Annotated in this window: 15 protein-coding genes; 13 read left to right on the forward strand and 2 right to left on the reverse strand. The window is 38.7% G+C overall.

Features of this window, described 5'->3' with window-relative positions; genetic code table 11:
* The first annotated feature begins 364 nt into the window (after positions 1-364).
* The 10 genes from ACAN52_RS18720 to ACAN52_RS18765 all read left to right on the forward strand — a co-directional run bounded on the left by ACAN52_RS18720 (position 365) and on the right by ACAN52_RS18765 (position 12,344).
* Complete coding sequence (locus ACAN52_RS18720; RefSeq protein ID WP_378956487.1) at positions 365-2,611, forward strand: TonB-dependent receptor; 2,247 nt, start codon at positions 365-367, stop codon at positions 2,609-2,611.
* 5 nt (positions 2,612-2,616) lie between these two features.
* Positions 2,617-2,952 (forward strand): hypothetical protein, encoded by a 336-nt coding sequence (locus tag ACAN52_RS18725; RefSeq protein ID WP_378956488.1) that lies wholly within the window; start codon positions 2,617-2,619, stop codon positions 2,950-2,952.
* 13 nt (positions 2,953-2,965) lie between these two features.
* Positions 2,966-4,489, forward strand: coding sequence for a PepSY-associated TM helix domain-containing protein (locus ACAN52_RS18730; protein ID WP_378956489.1), 1,524 nt, complete (start codon positions 2,966-2,968; stop codon positions 4,487-4,489).
* Between the two features lie 456 nt (positions 4,490-4,945).
* Entirely contained in the window at positions 4,946-5,683 is a 738-nt protein-coding gene (locus tag ACAN52_RS18735; RefSeq protein ID WP_378956491.1) for a (Fe-S)-binding protein, read from the forward strand.
* The gene (locus ACAN52_RS18740) at positions 5,673-7,094 is read left to right on the forward strand and encodes a LutB/LldF family L-lactate oxidation iron-sulfur protein (RefSeq protein ID WP_378956492.1); all 1,422 of its coding nucleotides are present in this window, start codon (positions 5,673-5,675) and stop codon (positions 7,092-7,094) included. Before ACAN52_RS18735 ends, ACAN52_RS18740 begins: the two co-directional genes overlap by 11 nt.
* Positions 7,095-7,099: 5 nt before the next feature.
* Entirely contained in the window at positions 7,100-7,816 is a 717-nt protein-coding gene (locus ACAN52_RS18745; RefSeq protein ID WP_378956493.1) for a lactate utilization protein C, read from the forward strand.
* A 56-nt stretch (positions 7,817-7,872) separates the two neighbouring features.
* Complete coding sequence (locus tag ACAN52_RS18750; RefSeq protein ID WP_378956494.1) at positions 7,873-9,228, forward strand: FMN-binding glutamate synthase family protein; 1,356 nt, start codon at positions 7,873-7,875, stop codon at positions 9,226-9,228.
* A 129-nt stretch (positions 9,229-9,357) separates the two neighbouring features.
* Positions 9,358-10,404, forward strand: coding sequence for a type III polyketide synthase (locus ACAN52_RS18755; RefSeq protein ID WP_378956495.1), 1,047 nt, complete (start codon positions 9,358-9,360; stop codon positions 10,402-10,404).
* Positions 10,405-10,421: 17 nt separating this feature from the next.
* A complete protein-coding gene (locus ACAN52_RS18760) occupies positions 10,422-10,928 on the forward strand; it encodes an isoprenylcysteine carboxyl methyltransferase family protein (RefSeq protein WP_378956496.1) in 507 nt (168 codons plus the stop codon).
* 432 nt (positions 10,929-11,360) lie between these two features.
* The gene (locus tag ACAN52_RS18765; RefSeq protein WP_378956497.1) at positions 11,361-12,344 is read left to right on the forward strand and encodes an alpha/beta hydrolase; all 984 of its coding nucleotides are present in this window, start codon (positions 11,361-11,363) and stop codon (positions 12,342-12,344) included.
* 164 nt (positions 12,345-12,508) lie between these two features.
* Here the strand turns inward: ACAN52_RS18765 and ACAN52_RS18770 are convergent, their stop codons facing one another.
* Positions 12,509-13,324, reverse strand: coding sequence for an alpha/beta fold hydrolase (locus ACAN52_RS18770; protein ID WP_378956498.1), 816 nt, complete (start codon positions 13,322-13,324; stop codon positions 12,509-12,511).
* Between the two features lie 311 nt (positions 13,325-13,635).
* Between ACAN52_RS18770 and ACAN52_RS18775 the strand changes: the two genes are divergently transcribed.
* The 3 genes from ACAN52_RS18775 (at position 13,636) to ACAN52_RS18785 (ending at position 18,990) form a co-directional block, all read left to right on the forward strand.
* Positions 13,636-15,408 carry a response regulator gene (locus tag ACAN52_RS18775; protein ID WP_378956499.1) on the forward strand — a complete coding sequence of 591 codons (1,773 nt, stop codon included), beginning with the start codon at positions 13,636-13,638 and terminating at the stop codon, positions 15,406-15,408.
* A 55-nt stretch (positions 15,409-15,463) separates the two neighbouring features.
* Entirely contained in the window at positions 15,464-17,470 is a 2,007-nt protein-coding gene (locus ACAN52_RS18780; RefSeq protein WP_378956500.1) for a response regulator, read from the forward strand.
* A gap of 158 nt (positions 17,471-17,628) precedes the next feature.
* Positions 17,629-18,990, forward strand: coding sequence for a lipase family protein (locus ACAN52_RS18785; protein ID WP_378956501.1), 1,362 nt, complete (start codon positions 17,629-17,631; stop codon positions 18,988-18,990).
* An 83-nt stretch (positions 18,991-19,073) separates the two neighbouring features.
* Here the strand turns inward: ACAN52_RS18785 and ACAN52_RS18790 are convergent, their stop codons facing one another.
* Positions 19,074-19,835, reverse strand: a complete 762-nt coding sequence (locus ACAN52_RS18790) for a DeoR/GlpR family DNA-binding transcription regulator (protein ID WP_378956502.1) — start codon at positions 19,833-19,835, stop codon at positions 19,074-19,076.
* Positions 19,836-20,103 lie beyond the last annotated feature (268 nt).

Below are 20,103 nucleotides of genomic sequence, written 5' to 3' on the forward strand. Positions count from 1 at the left end.
TCTACAGTACATGCTTGTCAATCAATTCTCTGACTTAACCCTTCTATTTAAAATGTTACTCAATATTTTTTTGAGTAACTCGTAAATATCCTGTGTAGCTATTAGAAAAAAATCTATGAGGGTATCGAAATATGTCCATTTACTTCAGTTGGTCTGCTTGGTATTCTATATAAGAATTATTAAATTGATATTGATAATCATTTTCATGTTGGTTTATTTAAAGTCGCATTCCTTATGGAAAAAACAGTGGAAATGGTATTTATCTTTCTTTCATCCTTATTTTCTCAGCTAAGGTGCAAGGCGCTGCCTTTATGGTTAGATCATGGGGACACCTTAAGTAAAAATAACAAAGGAGTCGAATCTTATGAAGAAAAAAATGTCTCGTACCAAAAAAAATATGCTCTACGCCTTGCTTGGTAGCAGCTTACTATGGCATATACCAATGATTACATACGCGGCAGAGGATGTTACGGAAACAGGCACGGTAAAAGAGCAAGTCACAGAGGAACAGGCAGCAGACAAAAATAAGGATGGGAAGCGTGAATTTGCTCTCGAAGAGATAAAAGTTACAGCTGATCGTGAGCGTAAAAAGCCTAAGGAGTTACCGCCTGCTTATGCTGGTGGTCAAGTGGCCCGCGGGGCTAATCTAGGTGTACTGGGCAATAAGGATTTCATGGATACACCATTTAATATCACCAGTTATACGGCACAGGCTATTGAGGACCAACAGGCAAGTACACTGCATGATGTACTGATCAATGATCCATCAATCCGTTTTACCACTTCTAGCGGACATATTCAGGAAAATTTTACGATTCGCGGGTTTGGTTTACTTGCTGAAGAACTTAATTTTAACGGAATGCAAGGTCTGGCACCACTTAACCATGTACCGGTAGAATTTCTGGAAAGAGTAGAAGTACTTAAAGGTCCTGGCTCTTTTTTAAACGGAAGTGTGAATGGAGCGGTTGGTGGTACCGTTAATCTTGTGCCGAAACGGGCTGGCGAAATAGACGTCACCACCTTTACTACCGACTATTCCTCAGGGTCTCAATTCGGTGGACATCTTGATATTGGCCGTCGTTATGGTAAAAATAAAGAATTTGGCATTCGATTCAATGGTGTTTATAAAGATGGAGGTACGGAAACCGATGGTCAGTCGAAAGAAAGACTATTAGGCGCTATGGGCATGGATTATCGTCATGATAGGTGGCGTTTGTCCTTGGATGCTTATGGCTCCCAAGAAAATTTTGATAATGGATCGGTTTCTATGTATGACCTAGGCAAGGGCGTTATCTCTGCTCCTGATGGTTCTACTAATTTACTTAAAGGGACATATGGTTCAGCGCGGAACAATGCGATCTTGTTTAAAAGTGAATATGATGTGAATGACAAGCTGACTGCCTACGCTAGTATTGGTAAGCTTTCCAGCACTACGACAGGTTATCTTTCGGGCAATCACGCCAACAGCATCCTAGCAGACGGTACAGCTACCGTCAATCGAAATAATCAATACTGGTGGACAGATTCTGCTTCAGCTGAACTGGGTTTACGTGGTAAGTACCAAACAGGTTCGATTGAACATCAAATTGTTTTAGGTTCAAGCTATCTAACTTCTGAAAACTCCAGTGTTTATACGCAAGTATCAGGTAAAACAAATATTTATAATCCGATTGTTTTTAACGTGTTAGCGCCAACACCAGCGAGACCAAATAAAAGCAATGATAAAGAGCTCTCCAGCCTTTTTATCGCCGATACCCTTTCTTTCAATAAAGAAAAAGTTCAATTAACCTTAGGTATGCGCCGGCAAAATGTGAATACTAGAAGTTTTAATGTTACCACTGGTGCTCAAACCAGTGAATATGATGCAAGTGCGAACACACCAATGCTTGGCCTTGTTGTCAAACCGTGGGACAATTCCGTTGCTCTTTATGCCAATTACATTGAAGGATTGAGTGCTGGCAAAGTCGTTGCAACGGGTGTGAATGTAAATAATGGTGGTGAGATCTTACCACCATATAAAAGTAAACAAAAGGAAGTTGGTGTTAAATGGGATGGTGGCGATTTTGCTAATACCCTTTCCTTTTATAAAATCACAAAACCAAGTGAAACTAATGTTTATCTAACTAGCACTTTATATAATGTAACATCTGATGGTGAACAAGAAAACCGTGGTATTGAATGGAGTACTTTTGGCAAAGTTGCAAAAAACCTACGTCTCTTGGGGGGGATTGCTTATACCCAAGGTGAATTAACTCGTCAAACTAAAGGAGTCAATGAAGGGAATACACCTGCAGGTATCCCTAAATGGCAGACAAATTTAGGTTTGGAATGGGATACTCCTTGGAACCCCAACTTAGCCCTTTCTGTTCGGGCAGTATACACTAGCTCACAATATATCAATAATACGAATACACTCAAAATTCCAAGCTGGGTACGGTATGATCTCGGTGCAAGCTATAAAACGACTATGGGAAAAACACCGGTTACTTTCAATGCCAGTGTGGAAAATGTACTTAATAAAAACTATTGGGCAGGTTCTTTTAATACTTCTGGTTATGTTACGCTGGGCAACCCTCGTACTTTTAAACTATCTGCAACGATGAGTTTATAAGGCAGGTGTTGATTATAAATATAACTATTCTTAATTCAATTCGCCAGCTGAAGGAATTTTCAGCTAGCACCAACAAAACGGGACAAGTCATCTTGCGCATTTTAGCCGCTGTGCTTGGCGGTTATGGCTTAACCTATAGTACTCTAGCAGCTTTAGCAATATTATTACCTTGGCCTCGAGTTGATGTAGTATTTTTTAGCGCATTGTTTCCGAGTTTAGTTTGGCTAGGTGGGATACTGTGGGCTTTTGCTGCCCCCACTGCTCAAAGAGCCTGGCGAGACATGCTAGGAGCGACAGCGTTTTGTAGTCTCTTGGCTATGGTTGTAGTCTGGGGACGTTAAAGGAGTATAGATAGTGATAAAATCAACAATAAATAAAACTGTTACTCAGTCGATGAGTGAACTACATACTTGGGGGGGATTGATTTTTGGCTGGTTACTGTTTGTTATCTTTTTGACAGGTACGCTGGCGGTATTCCAGCCTGAATTGACCCATTGGATGAAACCGGAATTTAGGGCTGTTCAAGTTATGCCTGAGCAAGCTCTGGCTGAAGCGAACAAAAAACTTCGCCAAGTTGCCCCCCAAAGCGATAATTGGACAATTCGTCTGCCACAGACACGTTATCCCGTACTCGATATTAGTTGGAAGAAAGGTAAGGCAACATTAGAAAGGCATTTAGATCCTCTGACGGGAGAGATAATCAAAGAACGTCAAACAGAAGGCGGCCATTTCTTTACGGACTTTCACTCTGAACTACATCGTGGTAAGGCTGGTTTATGGCTAGTCAGTGCTGCATCTCTTGTATTATTGGCGGCAGTAGTCTCTGGGATCATCATTCGTAAGCAGGTATTTAAAGAATTTTTTCTTTTGCGCTGGCGCCGGACATGGCTTCATGCTCATCTTATGACTGGTGTACTCACGCTACCTTTCGTACTGCTTATTACCTATACTGGTTTGGTGCTGACCTTCATGGAAGTGATGCCCGTTGCAACACACTTACTATATGAGAATAAGGCTAAATTATGGAGCGAAGTCGGACTCATTTCTGACCAGAAACGTGGGAATGTCCCCGCCACGTTACTACCTTTAGAGCAATTGCTGCCCTTGGCGGAAAAAGAATTTGGTAAGGGTAAGATTGCTTATGTTCTAGTTAAAAATCCAGGAGACCAGCAAGCCGTAATAACCTTTATACGCAATATCGACGATCGGATTGCAGCCGTAGGTGACCGAGTTTCTTTTAACGGGGTTACGGGTGAACTGATCGGCATCCATAAGGAGTGGAACCCTTCTGTCTATACCGTTCGCTATTTAGCTGGATTACATGTTGCTAGGTTTGGTGGCTATATGATTTCCTGGTTGTATTTTCTATCTGGTTTGATCGGTTGCGTTATGATCGCCGCCGGACTGGTATTTTTTACAGTCAAGCGACGTAGTCGTTATGCCAAGAGTAGTAAGATGCTCCAACATACTTATCGTGCTATCGAAGCCTTGAATACGACAGCGATCACTGGTGCTATGATTGCCTGCACTAGCTATTTGTGGGCCAATCGGCTTTTACCCATCTCTATGCGGGAACGGGCAGATAGTGAAATCACCGTATTTTTTTGTGTATGGCTGTTGATGCTTATCCATGCTTTTTGGCGTTCACCACTGCGGGCTTGGATCGAACAACTGGCAATCGCAGCTGGGCTTTGCATTGGGCTACCAATCATAAATAGTTTGACGACAAATGTCGGTCTGCTAAGGGCCATCCCACGTAGTGATTGGATGACGGTCGGCGTCGATTTGACGGCAATCGTGTTTGGAATCTTGTTAGGAACTGTCGCCTGGCGCATTGCTAACAAAGAAAATGATAATAGCCATAGGGTGCTGAACTAGTTTTTCTTCTCAGAAAAGATAAATAAAGTATGTAAAACTATGGCGGCCTATACCGCCATAGTTTTATGTGCATTTGGTAAAGTCATGTAAAATTACGGTGTATTTTTCCTATAATTTTAATTGAAGATATGGCAATAATAATGTTGGAGGTGATAAACATGAAAGAACAAGAATGCAAAAAGCAAGAAAATAAGAAACAAGTTAAGAACGTTGAATTTGCAAAAGAAATTAGTAATAATGATTGCAAGAAAAAACAAGATAAAGAAAAACAATGCTAAAATAAAAAAAGAATTGCCTCAAATTTTTTTGAGGCAATTCTTTTTTTATTTTTTAAGTATTAATTACTAGTAGTATGCAAAACATATGAATAATTGAATGATCTCTTAGTAAGACGATATATTTGTCCCTGTATTTCTTTATAGAGTAATCGAAAGTTACATAATTGGGGGGAGTAATTTGAAGGCATCGTTATTTATAACATGCATTGCTGATCTAATGTATGCGGATGTTGGAAAAAGTGTAGTTCGGGTTTTAGAACGAAACGGAGTAGACCTTGACTTTCCAGAAGGACAAACCTGTTGTGGTCAGCCAGCGTTCTCTAGTGGATATTATAAGGAAGCTGCTATAGTCGCAAAAAAGGTGATTGAAGTTTTCGAGAAAAGCGAAAGGGTTGTTATGCCATCAGGGTCTTGTGCCGCTATGATACATCATGGCTATCCGACACTATTTGACAATGACCCTAAATGGAAGAAGAGAGCAGAAGAATTTGTAGCTAAAACCTATGAATTTTCCCAGTTTATTGTTGATGTTCTTGGTGTTGAAAACGTTGGAGCTGCTTTTGCTAAGAAAGTGACTTATCATTCTAGCTGTCATATGACTCGTTTGCTAGGGGTGGAGGAACAACCAAAGGTACTGCTCAGAAATGTCAAAGGGATTGATTTTATAGAATTACCTTTTGCTTTTGATTGCTGCGGCTTTGGTGGAACTTTCTCAATGAAAATGAAGGATATTTCAGCCGAGATTGTAGATGAAAAAGTAGATCACATTATTGCCACTGGTGCGGAGGTGTTAGCTGGGTCTGATTTAACTTGTCTTATGAATATAAGTGGTCGTTTGAGTCGCCGCGGTTCTCGGATTAAAGTTATGCATCTGGCCCAGGTTTTAGATCAAGGGGGTGGAAAGAATGCATTTTGAACCTAGCTTTCAAAAACGATATCATAAAGCATTGAGTGACCCGGCCATGATTAAAGCTGTAAAAAATGGTACAGGACGATTAAGGGGGCAGCGAGCTGCATCAATTGAAGCCGTTGGAGAAGAACGCTGGATGGCATTTCGTGATCGAGCAGAAGGGATTCGTCTTCATGTCATTCAGCATTTAGATCAATACCTTGAGCAGCTCATTGATAATGTATTAAAAAAAGGTGGACATGTATGTCTTGCTAAGACTGGCGAGGAAGCTGTTCAGTATATTGCAAACTTAGCACAAAAGAAAAATGCTAAATCGATTATTAAATCTAAATCAATGGTATCTGAGGAAATTCACCTCAATCCAGCTTTAGAAAAACTGGGCTGTGAGGTTATCGAATCAGATCTGGGTGAATATATCATTCAGCTAGCAGGTGAAACACCGTCACATATTATAGCACCCGCGATGCATAAAAATAGGTTCCAAGTAGCCGATCTCTTTAATGCAGTGAGTAAAGAGAAACTTTCTACAGAAATCGCAGATTTATGTGGATTTGCTAGAGAACATTTACGAGAAAAATTCCTAGGAATCGATATCGGAATTACCGGTTGTAATTTTGCAATAGCCGATTCAGGTGCGATTACTCTATGTACAAACGAGGGAAATGCTCGTATTATATCTGCTTTGGCGCCAACACTTGTTACAATCATGGGAATGGAGCGAATTTTACCGAGTATCGATGATCTTGCGGTTATGCTTTCTTTATTAGCACGTAGCGCTACGGGGCAAAAGCTAACAGTATATAATACACTATCGACTGGCATACGGGATGAAAATGAACTTGATGGGCCGCAGGAATTTCATCTAGTCATAGTGGATAATGGTCGTTCTAAGTTGCTAGGAACAAAATACGAAAAAGTTCTTAACTGTATTCGGTGCGGTTCCTGCCTAAATGCATGTCCAGTTTATCGTAATATCGGTGGGCATGCTTATGGCTGGGTGTATCCAGGGCCAATTGGGGCCGTTTTATCTCCCCTTTATCAAGGAATTGATAAATTCGGTGAATTGGCTTATGCTACTACACTATGCGGTGCATGTACTTTTGCCTGCCCAGTCAAAATTCCGTTACATGATATGCTGTATTCATTACGGAACGACAAGGTGGAACTTGAGAACAAAGGCGAAATTGCCGAGAATATAGCCTATAAAGGCTGGAGTGCTACTTTCGCAAGTGTGAGCCGCTATCGTTTCTCTGTACGCATGGCGCGGCGTTTTCAGTTTCCTCTCGTGAAAGCAGGGAAAATCGCCTATGGACCACCACCTATTTCTGATTGGCTGAAACATCGCGATATGCCTGCACTTCCTGATAAATTTTTCCACGAAATTTGGCCTGAGCTGCATGAGGATAGAAAGGAGTAATCAAGATGGGGCTAGGAGTATTAACTGGTGATCGTAATGCATTCTTTTCGGGTCTTAAGAGTAATATGAAAATCCCGCCTGGCGGAAAGGCCAAGAGGGTTCAAAATCCAATGAACGGTTTGTTTACCCAGCGTGAAATAACCCTTGATGAACGAAAAGAGTTGCGGGAGCGGTTTATTCAAGAATGGGTGAAGTTGGGCGGGAAAACCTTTAGTATTAAGGATCGTAATGAACTAGGTCAAGCACTCAAGCAAATTATTCAAGAGAGACAACTGCAAAAGGCCATGCGCTGGGATCATCCTGAACTTGAAAATCTAAAGCTGGAAGAAATATTCTCAGATACTAAGACGACCTTATCACGATGGCCCTTAGAGAAAAAATATAGTGACTGGATTGGCAAAGCGGCTGCTATGGATGCTGGAATCGTTTGGGCAGATATTGCCATGGCAGAAACAGGTACCATTGTATTGCCTACTGCATCTCCTGGACAACCTGCATCCTTATGCGTTTTACCACTTACTTTGATTGCGATTTTCACAACCGCTCAATTGGTGGATGGACTTGCTTCAGTAATGAAGATACTCAAAGAACGCTATGGAACCAATTTGCCGACTACAACCACGTTTATTAGCGGACCTAGCCGAACGACCGATATTGAGATGGTTCTAACCATCGGAGTACATGGTTCAAGGTATGTATATGCTTTGATTTTAGATGAATAAAAAGTACATGATGGTCTGAATTTCTTAAGAAGGCTTGGTATTATGGAGGTGCTAGAATGTTATTGAGCTGGATGATGATGAAATTGATGGATCCTACAATTGATGAAGCAATGGTCAAAATGCTCACAGAGGATTATCCCGACAATCCTTTTCTTATGGTAACGGTAGCAGAAAAATTGTCGCCGCGTGCTATGATGGAAGCTGCCATGCGTGCAGAGAAAGGCATGGAATTGAGCAGACCTATGGGCAGTCCAGTTGTATTATCACCATGGGATAAAATTTTACTAAATCCTAAACAATTATTCCAATTGCCAGCTTCGGATCATACTCAAATTGATACTAAGATTGTGATTGGGCCTAATGCAAAAAAACCATTAAAATTACAAATACCAATTATGATAACAGGGATGTCATATGGCGGGTCTTTAAGCTTGCCAATGAAAATAGCCCTAGCAAAAGGAGCAACCATTGCTGGCACTTCAACAAATACGGGAGAGTCAGCTGTTACGAATGAAGAACGCGATGCGGCTAATTTTTTAATTGGCCAATATCATCGTGGTGGTCAATTATCAGGAAAAGAACAATTAAGTCGTTTGGATGCTATCGAAATTCAGTTAGGGCAAGGTGCGTGGGGCGGTGCTGTTGATGGACCCATGAAGGCTGATCAGATCGGTGAGCATCTGCGTAAAGCATGGCATTTAGAGGATGGGGAAGATGCTACAGTATACGCTCGTATGCCAGGAAAAAGTTCCACTCAAGATTATATTAAAATGATCAATGACATGAAAGATCAATATGACGTACCAGTGGGAGTAAAAATAGCGGGTACTGATTATATTGAATATGAATTGGCAGTGATTGCTCAAACAAATGCTGACTATATTGTAGTTGATGGTTCTGAGGGCGGGACAGCAGTAGCGAATCCAACCTTGCAAGATAATGTGGGATTACCTACATTTCATACATTGGTTAGGACAATCGACTGGTTAGTTAAAAATAATTTGCGTGATCGATTTAGCGTTATTATTACTGGCGGGTTAACAACACCAGGACATTTCTTAAAGGCTATGGCTTTAGGAGCTGATGGGATTTATATCGGGACTATTGCTCTGTTGGCTGCGATGCATACCCAAATCAATAAAACTTTACCCCAGGCACCACCGTCCCAGTTGGCACTTTATACTGGTCAGTTAGCAGATAAACTGGATGTTGATTTAGCCGCGGGGCATTTGGCCAAATTTCTTGCTTCCTGCGTCATTGAAATGCAATTGGCGGTACAAGCTGTAGGAAAAAATGCCATTACTGAATTGGATCGTACCGACTTAGTATCAGTAGAGAAAGACCTAGCTAATTTTGCGAGTATTCGTTATGCTGGTAGTCATCGGGAAGATCAGCAATCAACTGTTTGCTGATCTTACGCTATAAAAAGTCAAACCTCTCCAATCGGGGAGGTTTTTTCAATTGTAAGATAAAAGATGTATTTTTTCTTATGATCCAAAATAGTTTATTAGTAGAAAAAGAAATGGTGGTGATTATTTTTTATGAAAATACCTAAAATAAAAGCTGTAGGCAGAGCAGTACCGACCTACGCTTTAGAACAAAGGGAGATAAAGAAATTTGTTACCGCTTTATTTGAGTCACACATTGATCATCTTGATCGTTTGCTTCCAGTATTCGAGAGTAGTTGTATTCATGTTAGGCATCTTTCTCAACCATTGGATTGGTATGCTACTGCTCACTCTTTCGCCGAAGCAAATAAAATATTTGAGCGGGTGGCTCTTGAATTATCCGAAAAGGCAGCACTAGAGGCAATGATGAAGGCAAGTGTGCAACCAGAGGATATTGGCATGGTTATTTTTGTTTCATCAACGGGTATTGTTACACCAACCTTAGATGCTAAATTGATTCAAAGACTGGGCCTATCGCCCCATAGTGTACGATTGCCTATTTGGGGACTTGGATGTGGTGGTGGTGTATCAGGCTTAGCACGAGCTGCTGAGCTTAGCCATAGTTTGCAGGAAAAAGCTGTATTGTTAGTAACGGTTGAACTATGCAGTCTGACTTTCCAACAGAACGATTACTCGAAATCTAATCTAGTTGGTACAAGTATTTTTGCAGATGGAGCCGCCGCTGCAGTAATAACCGTAGATGGTGATGGTCCGGCTGTGCTAGGTAATTATAGTACACTATTTCCAGATTCAGCAGATGTGATGGGGTGGGATTTGGCTGAGACTGGATTTAAAGTGCGATTTTCTCGGGATATTCCTAGCATCCTTCGGCGAAATTTGCCCCAATTATTGAATGGCGCCTGTACTAAATGGGGCATTAACCAAGAAGATATCGTGCATTATATTGTCCATCCTGGCGGTGCCAAAGTACTTAAGGCCTATAGTGAAAGCCTTGGTCTAGCTAAGGATCAGCTAACATATGCATATGACATCTTAGCTGATTATGGTAATATGTCAAGCACAACTGTGTTGTTTGTATTAGAGAAGTTTATGGCAGAAACACCTCCTACAGGTAATTTTGGTGTAATGCTTGCACTAGGACCGGGGTTCAGCGCTGAGCAAGTGCTATTTCAATGGTAAACTGGTGGATTGTAGTTATGGTCATATTGATTGTTAGTCAGCGTATATCGGAGTTATACATAGCTAAAAGTAACCGCATATGGGCATTGACGGCAGGTGCACAAGAATTTGGTGCCTGGCATTATCCCTTATTTTTTCTGTTACATATTGGATGGTTAGTCGGCTGGGTAGGGGAATCCATCTTGCGTGGTGGTGTGCTAAGTCAGTTTTGGTATTTATGGTTATGTTTATTTATAATCGCTCAAGGGTTGCGTTACTGGTGTATGAGGAGTCTTGGGCGGTTATGGAATACACGTATTTTAGTCATCCCCCATCGGGCAGCTATCTCTAAGGGGCCTTATCGTTTTTTACGCCACCCTAATTATTTAGCAGTCGCTATTGAGCTTATCAGCGTACCGTTGATTTTTGGTTCTGTCATAACAGCAATTCTTGCTACTTTTTTTAATGCTGTACTCATCTTAGGTATTCGTATTCCGCAAGAAAATATTGCTTTGGGGTTGCTCAAAAAAGAATCTTTTAAATAATACAACGAGAACAAAATACTCTCAGATAATATATAAGAGTAAAGTGGAGTTGTTATGATTTATACACATAGTGACAACGGACGAGTTAAACTAGCTTTAGTCGATAAAGGCTCAAGTATTCAGGATAAAGTAATGGACGGTAGTAAGGGGAGGGGGTTTAAGGGCCCGAAATTGACTTATATTTTATGTTATAATTAGTTTATAATATAAAATATAAGTCAGACTAGGCTAAATGTGTAATTCTAGCAATTATCGTTAGTCATCAGAGGACTATTTTCGGTAAGTTTCTCAGTTACAGGAAGTCGAAATTGCTTGCTGAAAAAATATACTTTTGAATTATTCGATGAAGTAGTATTAACATATGATAATACTGACTGCTATTTTGGTGAATAATAATACGACCCTTACGTTATACTGGAGGACACTTTTTTTATGTTTGAAGACGCTGAAATGCAAGCGCTTAAGCGAAAGGTTTGGTTGCGATTTTTTTTAGTGACATTATCAATTCTGTTCGTTTTTTTTGCAATCATCAATGGAATTGGCCTAGTGATTGGTAATCTATTTTACCAAGAATTCTGTGTATGGAATACCCGACTTGACTCCAAACGATTTCAAGCATTGCAGGTCACTTTGGAAGACGGGATTAAAACAAAAGGCTGGAAAAATGTCAGCATTAACTCACGTTTAGGGTATACCCTGCAAGGCACATACTTACCGAATCCAACACCTTCGAATAACACGGTTATCTTTGTACATGGTATTACTGGAAGCCGTCTGATGGGGTTATGGTATGCTCCATTATATATAAAAGCAGGATATAACGTATTAATCTATGATTCGCGAGCTAGTGGTGAAAGTGGGGGAAACTCAGTGTCATGGGGATTCTATGAAAAGTATGATCTAGACCAATGGATTGATTGGGTTGAGCAGTATCATCCTAAGGGGAAGATCGGGGTACATGGTGTATCAATGGGAGCAGCGACTGCTTTAATGCACGCAGAAATGAATGAAATGAGCCATCGTGTCAATTTTTATGTTGCTGATAGCAGTTACAGCGATTTAGAAGAATTACTAACTCAACAAATTGATGCTGCAGTTTCTCTACATGATCCTCTTTGGATAAAACTACTTTTACGTTATTCAAGCATCATGGCCAAGTGGCAATCAGGGTTTCGCTACGAGGATGTTTCACCTGTTCGATCAGTACGCCATGTAACGACTCCTATTCTCTATCTTCATGGTGATGCTGATGTATTAGTACCAGTCTACATGAATGAGCAGTTATATACCGCGACTAAAGGGTATAAGGAAAAGTATATTTCCTCTGGTGATGCTCATGCTATGGCAATATTTAATCATAAAGTTGAATATCAGCGACGAATAATGAGCTTTATTGATGTTGCTTTGCAGCAATAAGTGCAAAATTGTCAGTAGCGTGGAGAAAAATCGATGTGTTTAGAATCGCCTGAACTTTGAGGGGCTGTTGACAAAAGGGTAGCCGAGATCTTTCTCGACTACCCTTTTGTCAACAGCCCCTTTGAGTTTAGGCGATTTATTTTGTCAGAGGGGAGTGTAAAAAATTATTGCTCAATAAATTGTACCAATTCCCTGTTGAATTTATCGCGCTGATCATAAAACAATCCATGACCGCTGTATTTAAATGGTACGAGCTTAGAATTTCTAATTTCTTCATTTTGTGCAATCGCCAGTGGGAAGAGGCAGACTTTATCATGGATTCCATGGAGAATTAATGTAGGAACGCATATCTTTTTAAGATCAGAAAATAATCTTTCTTCATTTAGCCAAGACTTTGCAACTGCTGCTGTAGACCAACCCGCTGCTTGCAGCCCTAATTGGAAAAACCAATCTGAAAAGGGTTCTGTAACATGTTGAAAGAAAAACATGTCTCCAAATCCCTGCAACATTTTAGGACGATCACGGTATGTTTCTTGAATGATTTTCTCTACGTCTTCTTTCTTTAAACCGTGAGGGAAATAAGGGCGTTGAATTAGACTAGGAGCTGCAGCTGCAAAAAGGGCAAGTTTTGATACCCCATATCCATTATGGCGGGCCATGTATCGAATCGCAATCGCTCCTCCAGTGGAATGGCCTCCAAGTACAAAATCTTGTAAATCGAGCTCCTCAACCACACATCGAATATCATCTGCCGATCGATCGTAGTCATAACCTTTCCAAGGTTTATCAGAATTACCAAATCCTCTAAGATCAATTCCTACGCACCGATATCCCATTTTAGGTAGTTGGTCAAATTGATATTCAAACATTTTATGATTTGCAGGCCAACCATGTATAAATAAAATTGTCTTACAGCTTCCTGGGTTAATATCTTCCACATAAATACGTACGTTTGTTTCGACTCTAATATAGTATCCCATGTGAATCACTCCATCTAAAATATCTATAGTGGTAATATATTCACTTTAAAACAAAAAAGAGAATTAATTTCTTAAGTTAGATAGGTGTATACATTCAATAAAAAAATATAATTTCAAAAAATCATAGGTTTAAAGATAATTTAATAAGTGTATTTATGTTTATTCATACTTTATTTAAGAGATTTTTTTGTTAAGAAGGATTCCTATTAAGCAAAAAAATAAACAAATAACAAATAAATAAAAATTAAAGGAGTTTGTGTAACTGTATGGAAGAATATATTAAAAAGTGAATAAAAATGGAGGCGTTATGAGTGGAATGGTATCAAATCACTCCGATAACATGGAAACGTTTGATGCTTGCTTTTATACTTATCGGTATTGCCACTACCCTTCGAGTATGGCCATTAGGTCTTCTTGAAAATCGTCTTGCATGGTTAACATTTTATCCAGCGGTAATGCTTGCCGCAATCTATGGTGGAGTCGCAGTCGGAATGATCGCTGCTAGTTTATCGTGTTTCATACTTATTTTCTTATGGCCTTTACTTACAACTCATCCTTTTATTAAAGAACCTGCTGATTGGTTGGGAATGGCCGTGTTTTTTCTGACTTGTACGATGATCTCATTTGTTGCAGAGGCGATGCGACGAGCAAACCTTCGTGCGAAAAAGGCGCAAGAAGAAGCGCAGATAGCCAATCAAGCAAAAAGTATATTTTTAGCAAATATGAGCCATGAACTTCGCACTCCGCTGAATGCAATTTTAGGATATTCACAAATGATGCGCAGAGATGAATGTCTATCTGCTGAACATAAAGAATTCTTAAAGACTATAAATCGCAGTGGAGAACACTTATTGTCACTCATAAATGATATTTTGATCATAGCGAAAATTGAGTCCAAGGGTATTGCACTTGAGGCATCTGATTTTAATTTCCATATGTTAATTCAAGAACTTCAAAAAATGTTTCAGGCTCAAGTTAATGAGAAGAATATAGTATTTAAGATAGCTGGACTTACTGATATGCCAAAATATTTATATGGGGATGAAAAAAAACTACGCATTATTTTGATTAATCTTATTGGAAATGCTGTAAAATTCACCCATCGAGGAAGTGTAACTCTTTCCTTGTCTTTTTTTAAAAAAGCATCAGGTCAATCTTGTATTTCGGTGGTGGTTGAAGATACAGGAGTTGGTATCTCAGAAACGGAGATAACTAAATTATTTAAATATTTTGTACAGACTGAAAGTGGAAAGAAAAGCAAAACTGGTACTGGATTAGGACTTGCCATAAGTCAGGATTATATTAAACTTATGGGAGGAGAGATTTCAGCAACAAGTTGTATTGATAAAGGAAGTATATTCCACTTTACTATTGAGATTGATCTAGGAAAAGAAGAAAGTAATCATGAAAGTCATACCGCAAAATGTGTGATTGGTATTAAAAAAGGATTTCAGATTCCTCGGATACTTATTGCAGAAGATATGGAAGAAAATCGATGTCTACTAGTGAAACTTCTTTCGAGCGTTGGCTTTGAAGTGCGAGAAGCCGTTAATGGAAAAGAAGCAGTTGAAATTTTCAATGAATGGCATCCTGACTTAATATGGATGGATATACGTATGCCTGTAATGGATGGACTAGAAGCAACCAAACTGATTAGAGAGACTAAAAGTGGGATGGACACAAAAATCGTGGCACTTTCTGCACATGTACTTACGGGAGAAGTGGCCGAAATACTCAATGCTGGCTGTGATGCTTTTGTAGGAAAACCTTATCGAGAGAGTGAAATTTTTGAGGTCATGGCAAAAAAACTTAATTTGGAATATGTATATAAGACGATGCATGATGAAGAATCTAATTCTATAACAACGGCTAGGATTGATAATGAGCAATTAGAAAAAATGCCTGAACAGCTGCTCATGGAATTTCAAAATTCCGTACTTGCATTGGATAGAGAAAAAATCTTAGAAACAATAGGGAAAATGAGTAAAATTGACAATAATCTTGGAATTTCATTGAAAAAACTTGCTGAGAGTATGGACTATACACAATTATTTTCGTTGTCAAAAAGTAAAAAAATACAATAGAAAGGAGAAAAATATGATCGACTTTCAAAATGAAGACATTTATTCTGCTGAGATAATGGTTGTAGATGATAATCCAGCTAATTTAAAATTATTGATAGATATCCTTTCTTCGGAGGGTTATAAAGTTAGACCTGCCAATGGAGGCGATCTAGCATTGCTTTCAGTAGCGGCTAAGGCACCAGATCTAATTTTACTCGATATAAAAATGCCTGATATTGATGGATATGAAGTTTGTCGTCGTCTAAAAAAAGAAAAACATAGTTGTGAAATTCCAATTATATTTATTAGTGCACTCGATGATGTTGAGGCTAAAGTTAAAAGTTTTGATCTGGGAGGCGTTGATTATATTAGCAAGCCTTTCCAGCCTAAAGAAGTACTGGCTCGTGTGAAAAATTATCTTCAAATCAAAAAATTACAAATACAGTCAGAGAAAATAAATGCCATGTTGATGGCAGAAATCTCAGAGCGAAAATTAGTTGAAGAGTCCTTATTCAAAGAGAAAGAACGTTTGAAAATAACGTTGTTATCAGTTGGTGATGGTGTTATTTCTACTGATAATAAAGGTAAAATTGAAATTGTAAATGAAGTAGCGCAAGCACTTTTAGGTTGGTCCCAAGACGAGGCAAGTGGAAAGTACTTTGGAGAGGTTGTTCATCTAATCAGTGCAATTACAAGAGATAGATGTGAAGATCCGGTGGAAAAAGTAATTCATACGGGGAAAATAATTGGATTGGCTAATCATACTATTTTAATTGCTAAAGATGGCACGGAAAGGCATATCGCAGATAGTGCAGCACCCATAAAAGATGAAAATGGTGATATAACCGGAGTTATACTTGTATTTAGAGATGTAACAGAGGAAATAAGGAAACAAGAAGAAGTCATTAAGTCAAAAGAGGAAACAGCTTTTGCAAATGCGGCAAATACTGCAAAAAGTCAATTCCTTGCCAATATGTCACATGAAATTAGAACGCCGATGAATGGTTTTCTTGGAATGATTCAAATTATGGAAATGACCGAACTGACACAAGAGCAGAGAGGATATATGAATATTGTTAGGACATCCTCTGACGCACTTTTAAAGCTCATTAATGACATTCTTGATTATACAAAAATAGAAATAGGAAAAATGAAATTAGAAAAGATAGTTTTTAATTTTTCAAAGATGGTCAGTGATGTAGTTAGTTTATTTAAGTCGTCGGCTATTGGAAAAGGACTAATTATGGAAGTTTCTATCCAAAAAGATGTTCCTGATCATTTTATCGGTGATCCTTTCCGTCTAAGACAAATCCTTTCGAATTTGATGGGTAATGCTGTTAAATTCACAAATAAAGGACGAATTGATATTTTAATCAGAATGGTGGAAGTGCGAAGTAATAACGAAGTTAAACTCGAATTTGCTGTTAAAGATACTGGAATTGGAATACCTGATGATAAAATTGATGATCTTTTTAAAAGTTTTAGTCAAGTTGACAACTCGAATATTCGTAAATATGGCGGAAGTGGACTAGGACTTGCCATCTCTAAAAATTTGGTGGAATTGATGGCAGGAGAAATTTGGGTGGATAGCAAAAAAGATGAAGGAAGTAACTTCTGCTTTACATGTGTTTTGGAGAGTATTCATGTAAAACAAGATTTCCCAGAGCCATCAGTAAAGAAAATGATAGAGGGTCAAGTGAAAAATGAGTTAAAAATTCTCCTAGCTGAAGATGATCCTGTAAGCCAGATGGTACTAGAGCAATTATCAGGACGAAAAGGTTGGCAGGTTATTCTTTGTGAAAATGGAACAGAAGCATTTGATAGATATCGGAAAGAAAATTTTGATATCGTGATTATGGATTGCCAAATGCCTGTCTTAGATGGATATAAAGCAACGAGAGCAATACGACAATTAGAGCGTCAGAGAGAGACGCACACGCCGATTATTGCTATGACTGCCTATGCATTACAGGGTGATAGAGAAAAATGTATTGAAGCGGGAATGGATGATTACTTGACTAAGCCAATTAATGCACATGAATTTTATGCAGCTGTGGAGCGATGGACAAAAAAGAAAATATAAATGTAAGAAATTGAATGCCCTTTTGCCAGTTTACAAAAGGGCATTCAATTTCGTTAAATAATGGGAAGAGATTGTCAGATAGAAAGTTATTTTGTAAGATATAGATATGATTATAACTTAGAAGTAAGATAATATTTTTCCAGACAGGGGATGAAACAATGAGTAAAGTCTTAAGGTACATTCATATAATTGTCCTTGTTATTTTATTGATGCTACCAGCGATAGGAAATGCTGGGGCGTTGGAGGAATATGAAGAAGCCCATAAACTATACTTGGCAGCAGCGGCCTGTACAGCTGTATATAGTGATCGGGTCGGTAGTATTGCTCGTGATGCGTTGGAACAGGATGGTTGGAAGATTGAATCTTATGTGGGAAGAAGTAGCCAGGTAGACGCAAGGTTTTTAGTGGCTAAGAAAATTCAGCCAGGGACTACGGTACCCTTCTATTTACTTGCGGCAGTCGGTACAGAAAATATAAAAGATATCAAGGCTGATTTAAGAGTCGGGAAAGTTTATTTTGCTGGAAAAACGCCGGAAGAATTTACAGCAAATGCCCAGCGCAAAGATATGCCTGATAGTGTTCCTAAGGTACATGAAGGGTTTAATCAATATGTTCAGGCAAGTTTAGCAGCGCAAGTGCATGAGGAAGTAGGCAATGCTCAAAAGCCGTTATTAGACGTATTATTAGAGAATAAGGAAAGAAAAGTCTATCTTGTAGGGCATAGTTTAGGTGGGGCTGGAGTTACTTTAGGAGGAGCAAGGCTTTTAGATATGGGGGTCAGAAGTGAACAGGTGGAAGTGATTACTTTTGGTGCGCCTGCAGTCGGAAATAAGGCTTTTCGTCAACGATTTGATCCCATTTTAAATGTAACTCGTGTTGTAATGAAGGGCGACCCTATTACGCAAGTATTGCAAAAGTTGGTAGGGGGCTATGAACAGTTTGGTCAGGAAATCCGTTGGAAAGCGCCAGAAGGAGAAATGTCTGATTCACATCAAATTACATCATATTTAGATTTAGCGATTAAAAACTACTATCAGAAAAGGCAACAGGCTGTGCTGACAGGAGAATTTTCATTAGCAAATGAAGCGGTAGGGACTGCTGAAGTGCCAAGAGTATATGTAGCACAATTAAAAAATAATTTGCCAGAGGAATTACAAGAAGAGTTTCTTTATATGAGAGAAGCTCTTGAAGATGAATACCGGTCAATGTTACCAGGATATGTTTTAGGTATTACAGATGAAGGGAAAGATGTATTTCAGAAAGCCCTTGCTTTAGGATGCAAATGGGTAGTGGTTCCTGAGATTCAGGCTTATAAAATTAAAAATGAAAAGGATTGTTTTTATATTACCTTAAATCAAGGGGTATATCGTGCAGATAGTGGTGAGATTCTTAATGCTGCAAGTTATGGGAGCAGTACGCGGAACCTCACCTCTCTTGAAGCTTTGATTCATGATGCTAAAACGATGGGGCATGACAGACATGATTGGCTGATCTCTTCTCAAAAGAAAGAAGAACAATAATTGTTTAAACAGCCCCCTTGTAATTGGAATGTTAGAAAAGTCCAATACAAGGGGGCTGTTTAAAGTTTGGTTTAAGAGATTTTTTATTCAGCTAAGATGAGTTTAGTTGTGGTTTTTTTAAAACGATTTGCAGTATTTTTATTTAAATATGGGTCGGTAATAATATAGTTGATTTTATTGAGTGGTACAATACTTATGGTGACATCTCGATCAAATTTACTACTATCTGCTGCAACGAATACTTCTTTTGATCGTTCAATAATTGTTTTTCTTGTCACTGCTTCTTGCATATTAAAATCGGAGACGCCATTTTCTACTGTAATACCTCCAGCGCAGATAAAGCTCTTTTGAATATTCAATTGAGAAAAGTTGAAGATATAATCATAAGTAACGATTGAACGTTCATTATGTCTGATCTTTCCTCCAATGATAATAATCTCAAAATCAGTACTCATCAACTCGTTGACTACGGGGATAGAGTTTGTAATGATTGTGAGATTTTTTTTATTCGTGAGATATTTGGCAATGTGATATGTTGTGGAACCGCTATCGATAAAAATAAAATCCCCATCATTAATAAATTCGCAGCATTTTTCTCCAATAAGTTCTTTCTCGGATAGGTTATTTACCATTCGTCTTTCCATAGTAGGTTCGGAAAAAGTAGAATTCTTAATTTTGGCTCCTCCATATACCTTTTGAATGTTGCCTTGTTTTTCTAAAATGGTTAAGTCTCTTCGTACCGTCTCGATGGATATTTTAAAATCACTCATTAATTCGGGAATTGTAATAACGTCTTTGACTAACAACTGGTCTAAGATTTTTTTTTGTCTTTCGCTTGGTAACATGAATACCATCCTTATTAAATATAATCGGTTAGTATATACAAAGTGTATCGCAGAAGATGACAATATTCAAGTTTTATTTAAATGATATTGTAATAATATTGTCATTAGATAGTATTTAGTATATAAAGATATGGTAATGAAATGATCATTTATAAAGTCGTTTTAACAAGATCTTAACAAAGCCCTAACATAAGTATACCGTAAGGCGTGTATAGTGAAGATGTGAGGATTGGTGTAAGCCAATATTTTCTTTATAAAAATGATAGGG

The sequence above is a fragment of the Pelosinus sp. sgz500959 genome (assembly GCF_042610375.1).
Taxonomy (GTDB): domain Bacteria; phylum Bacillota; class Negativicutes; order DSM-13327; family DSM-13327; genus CTSoil-075.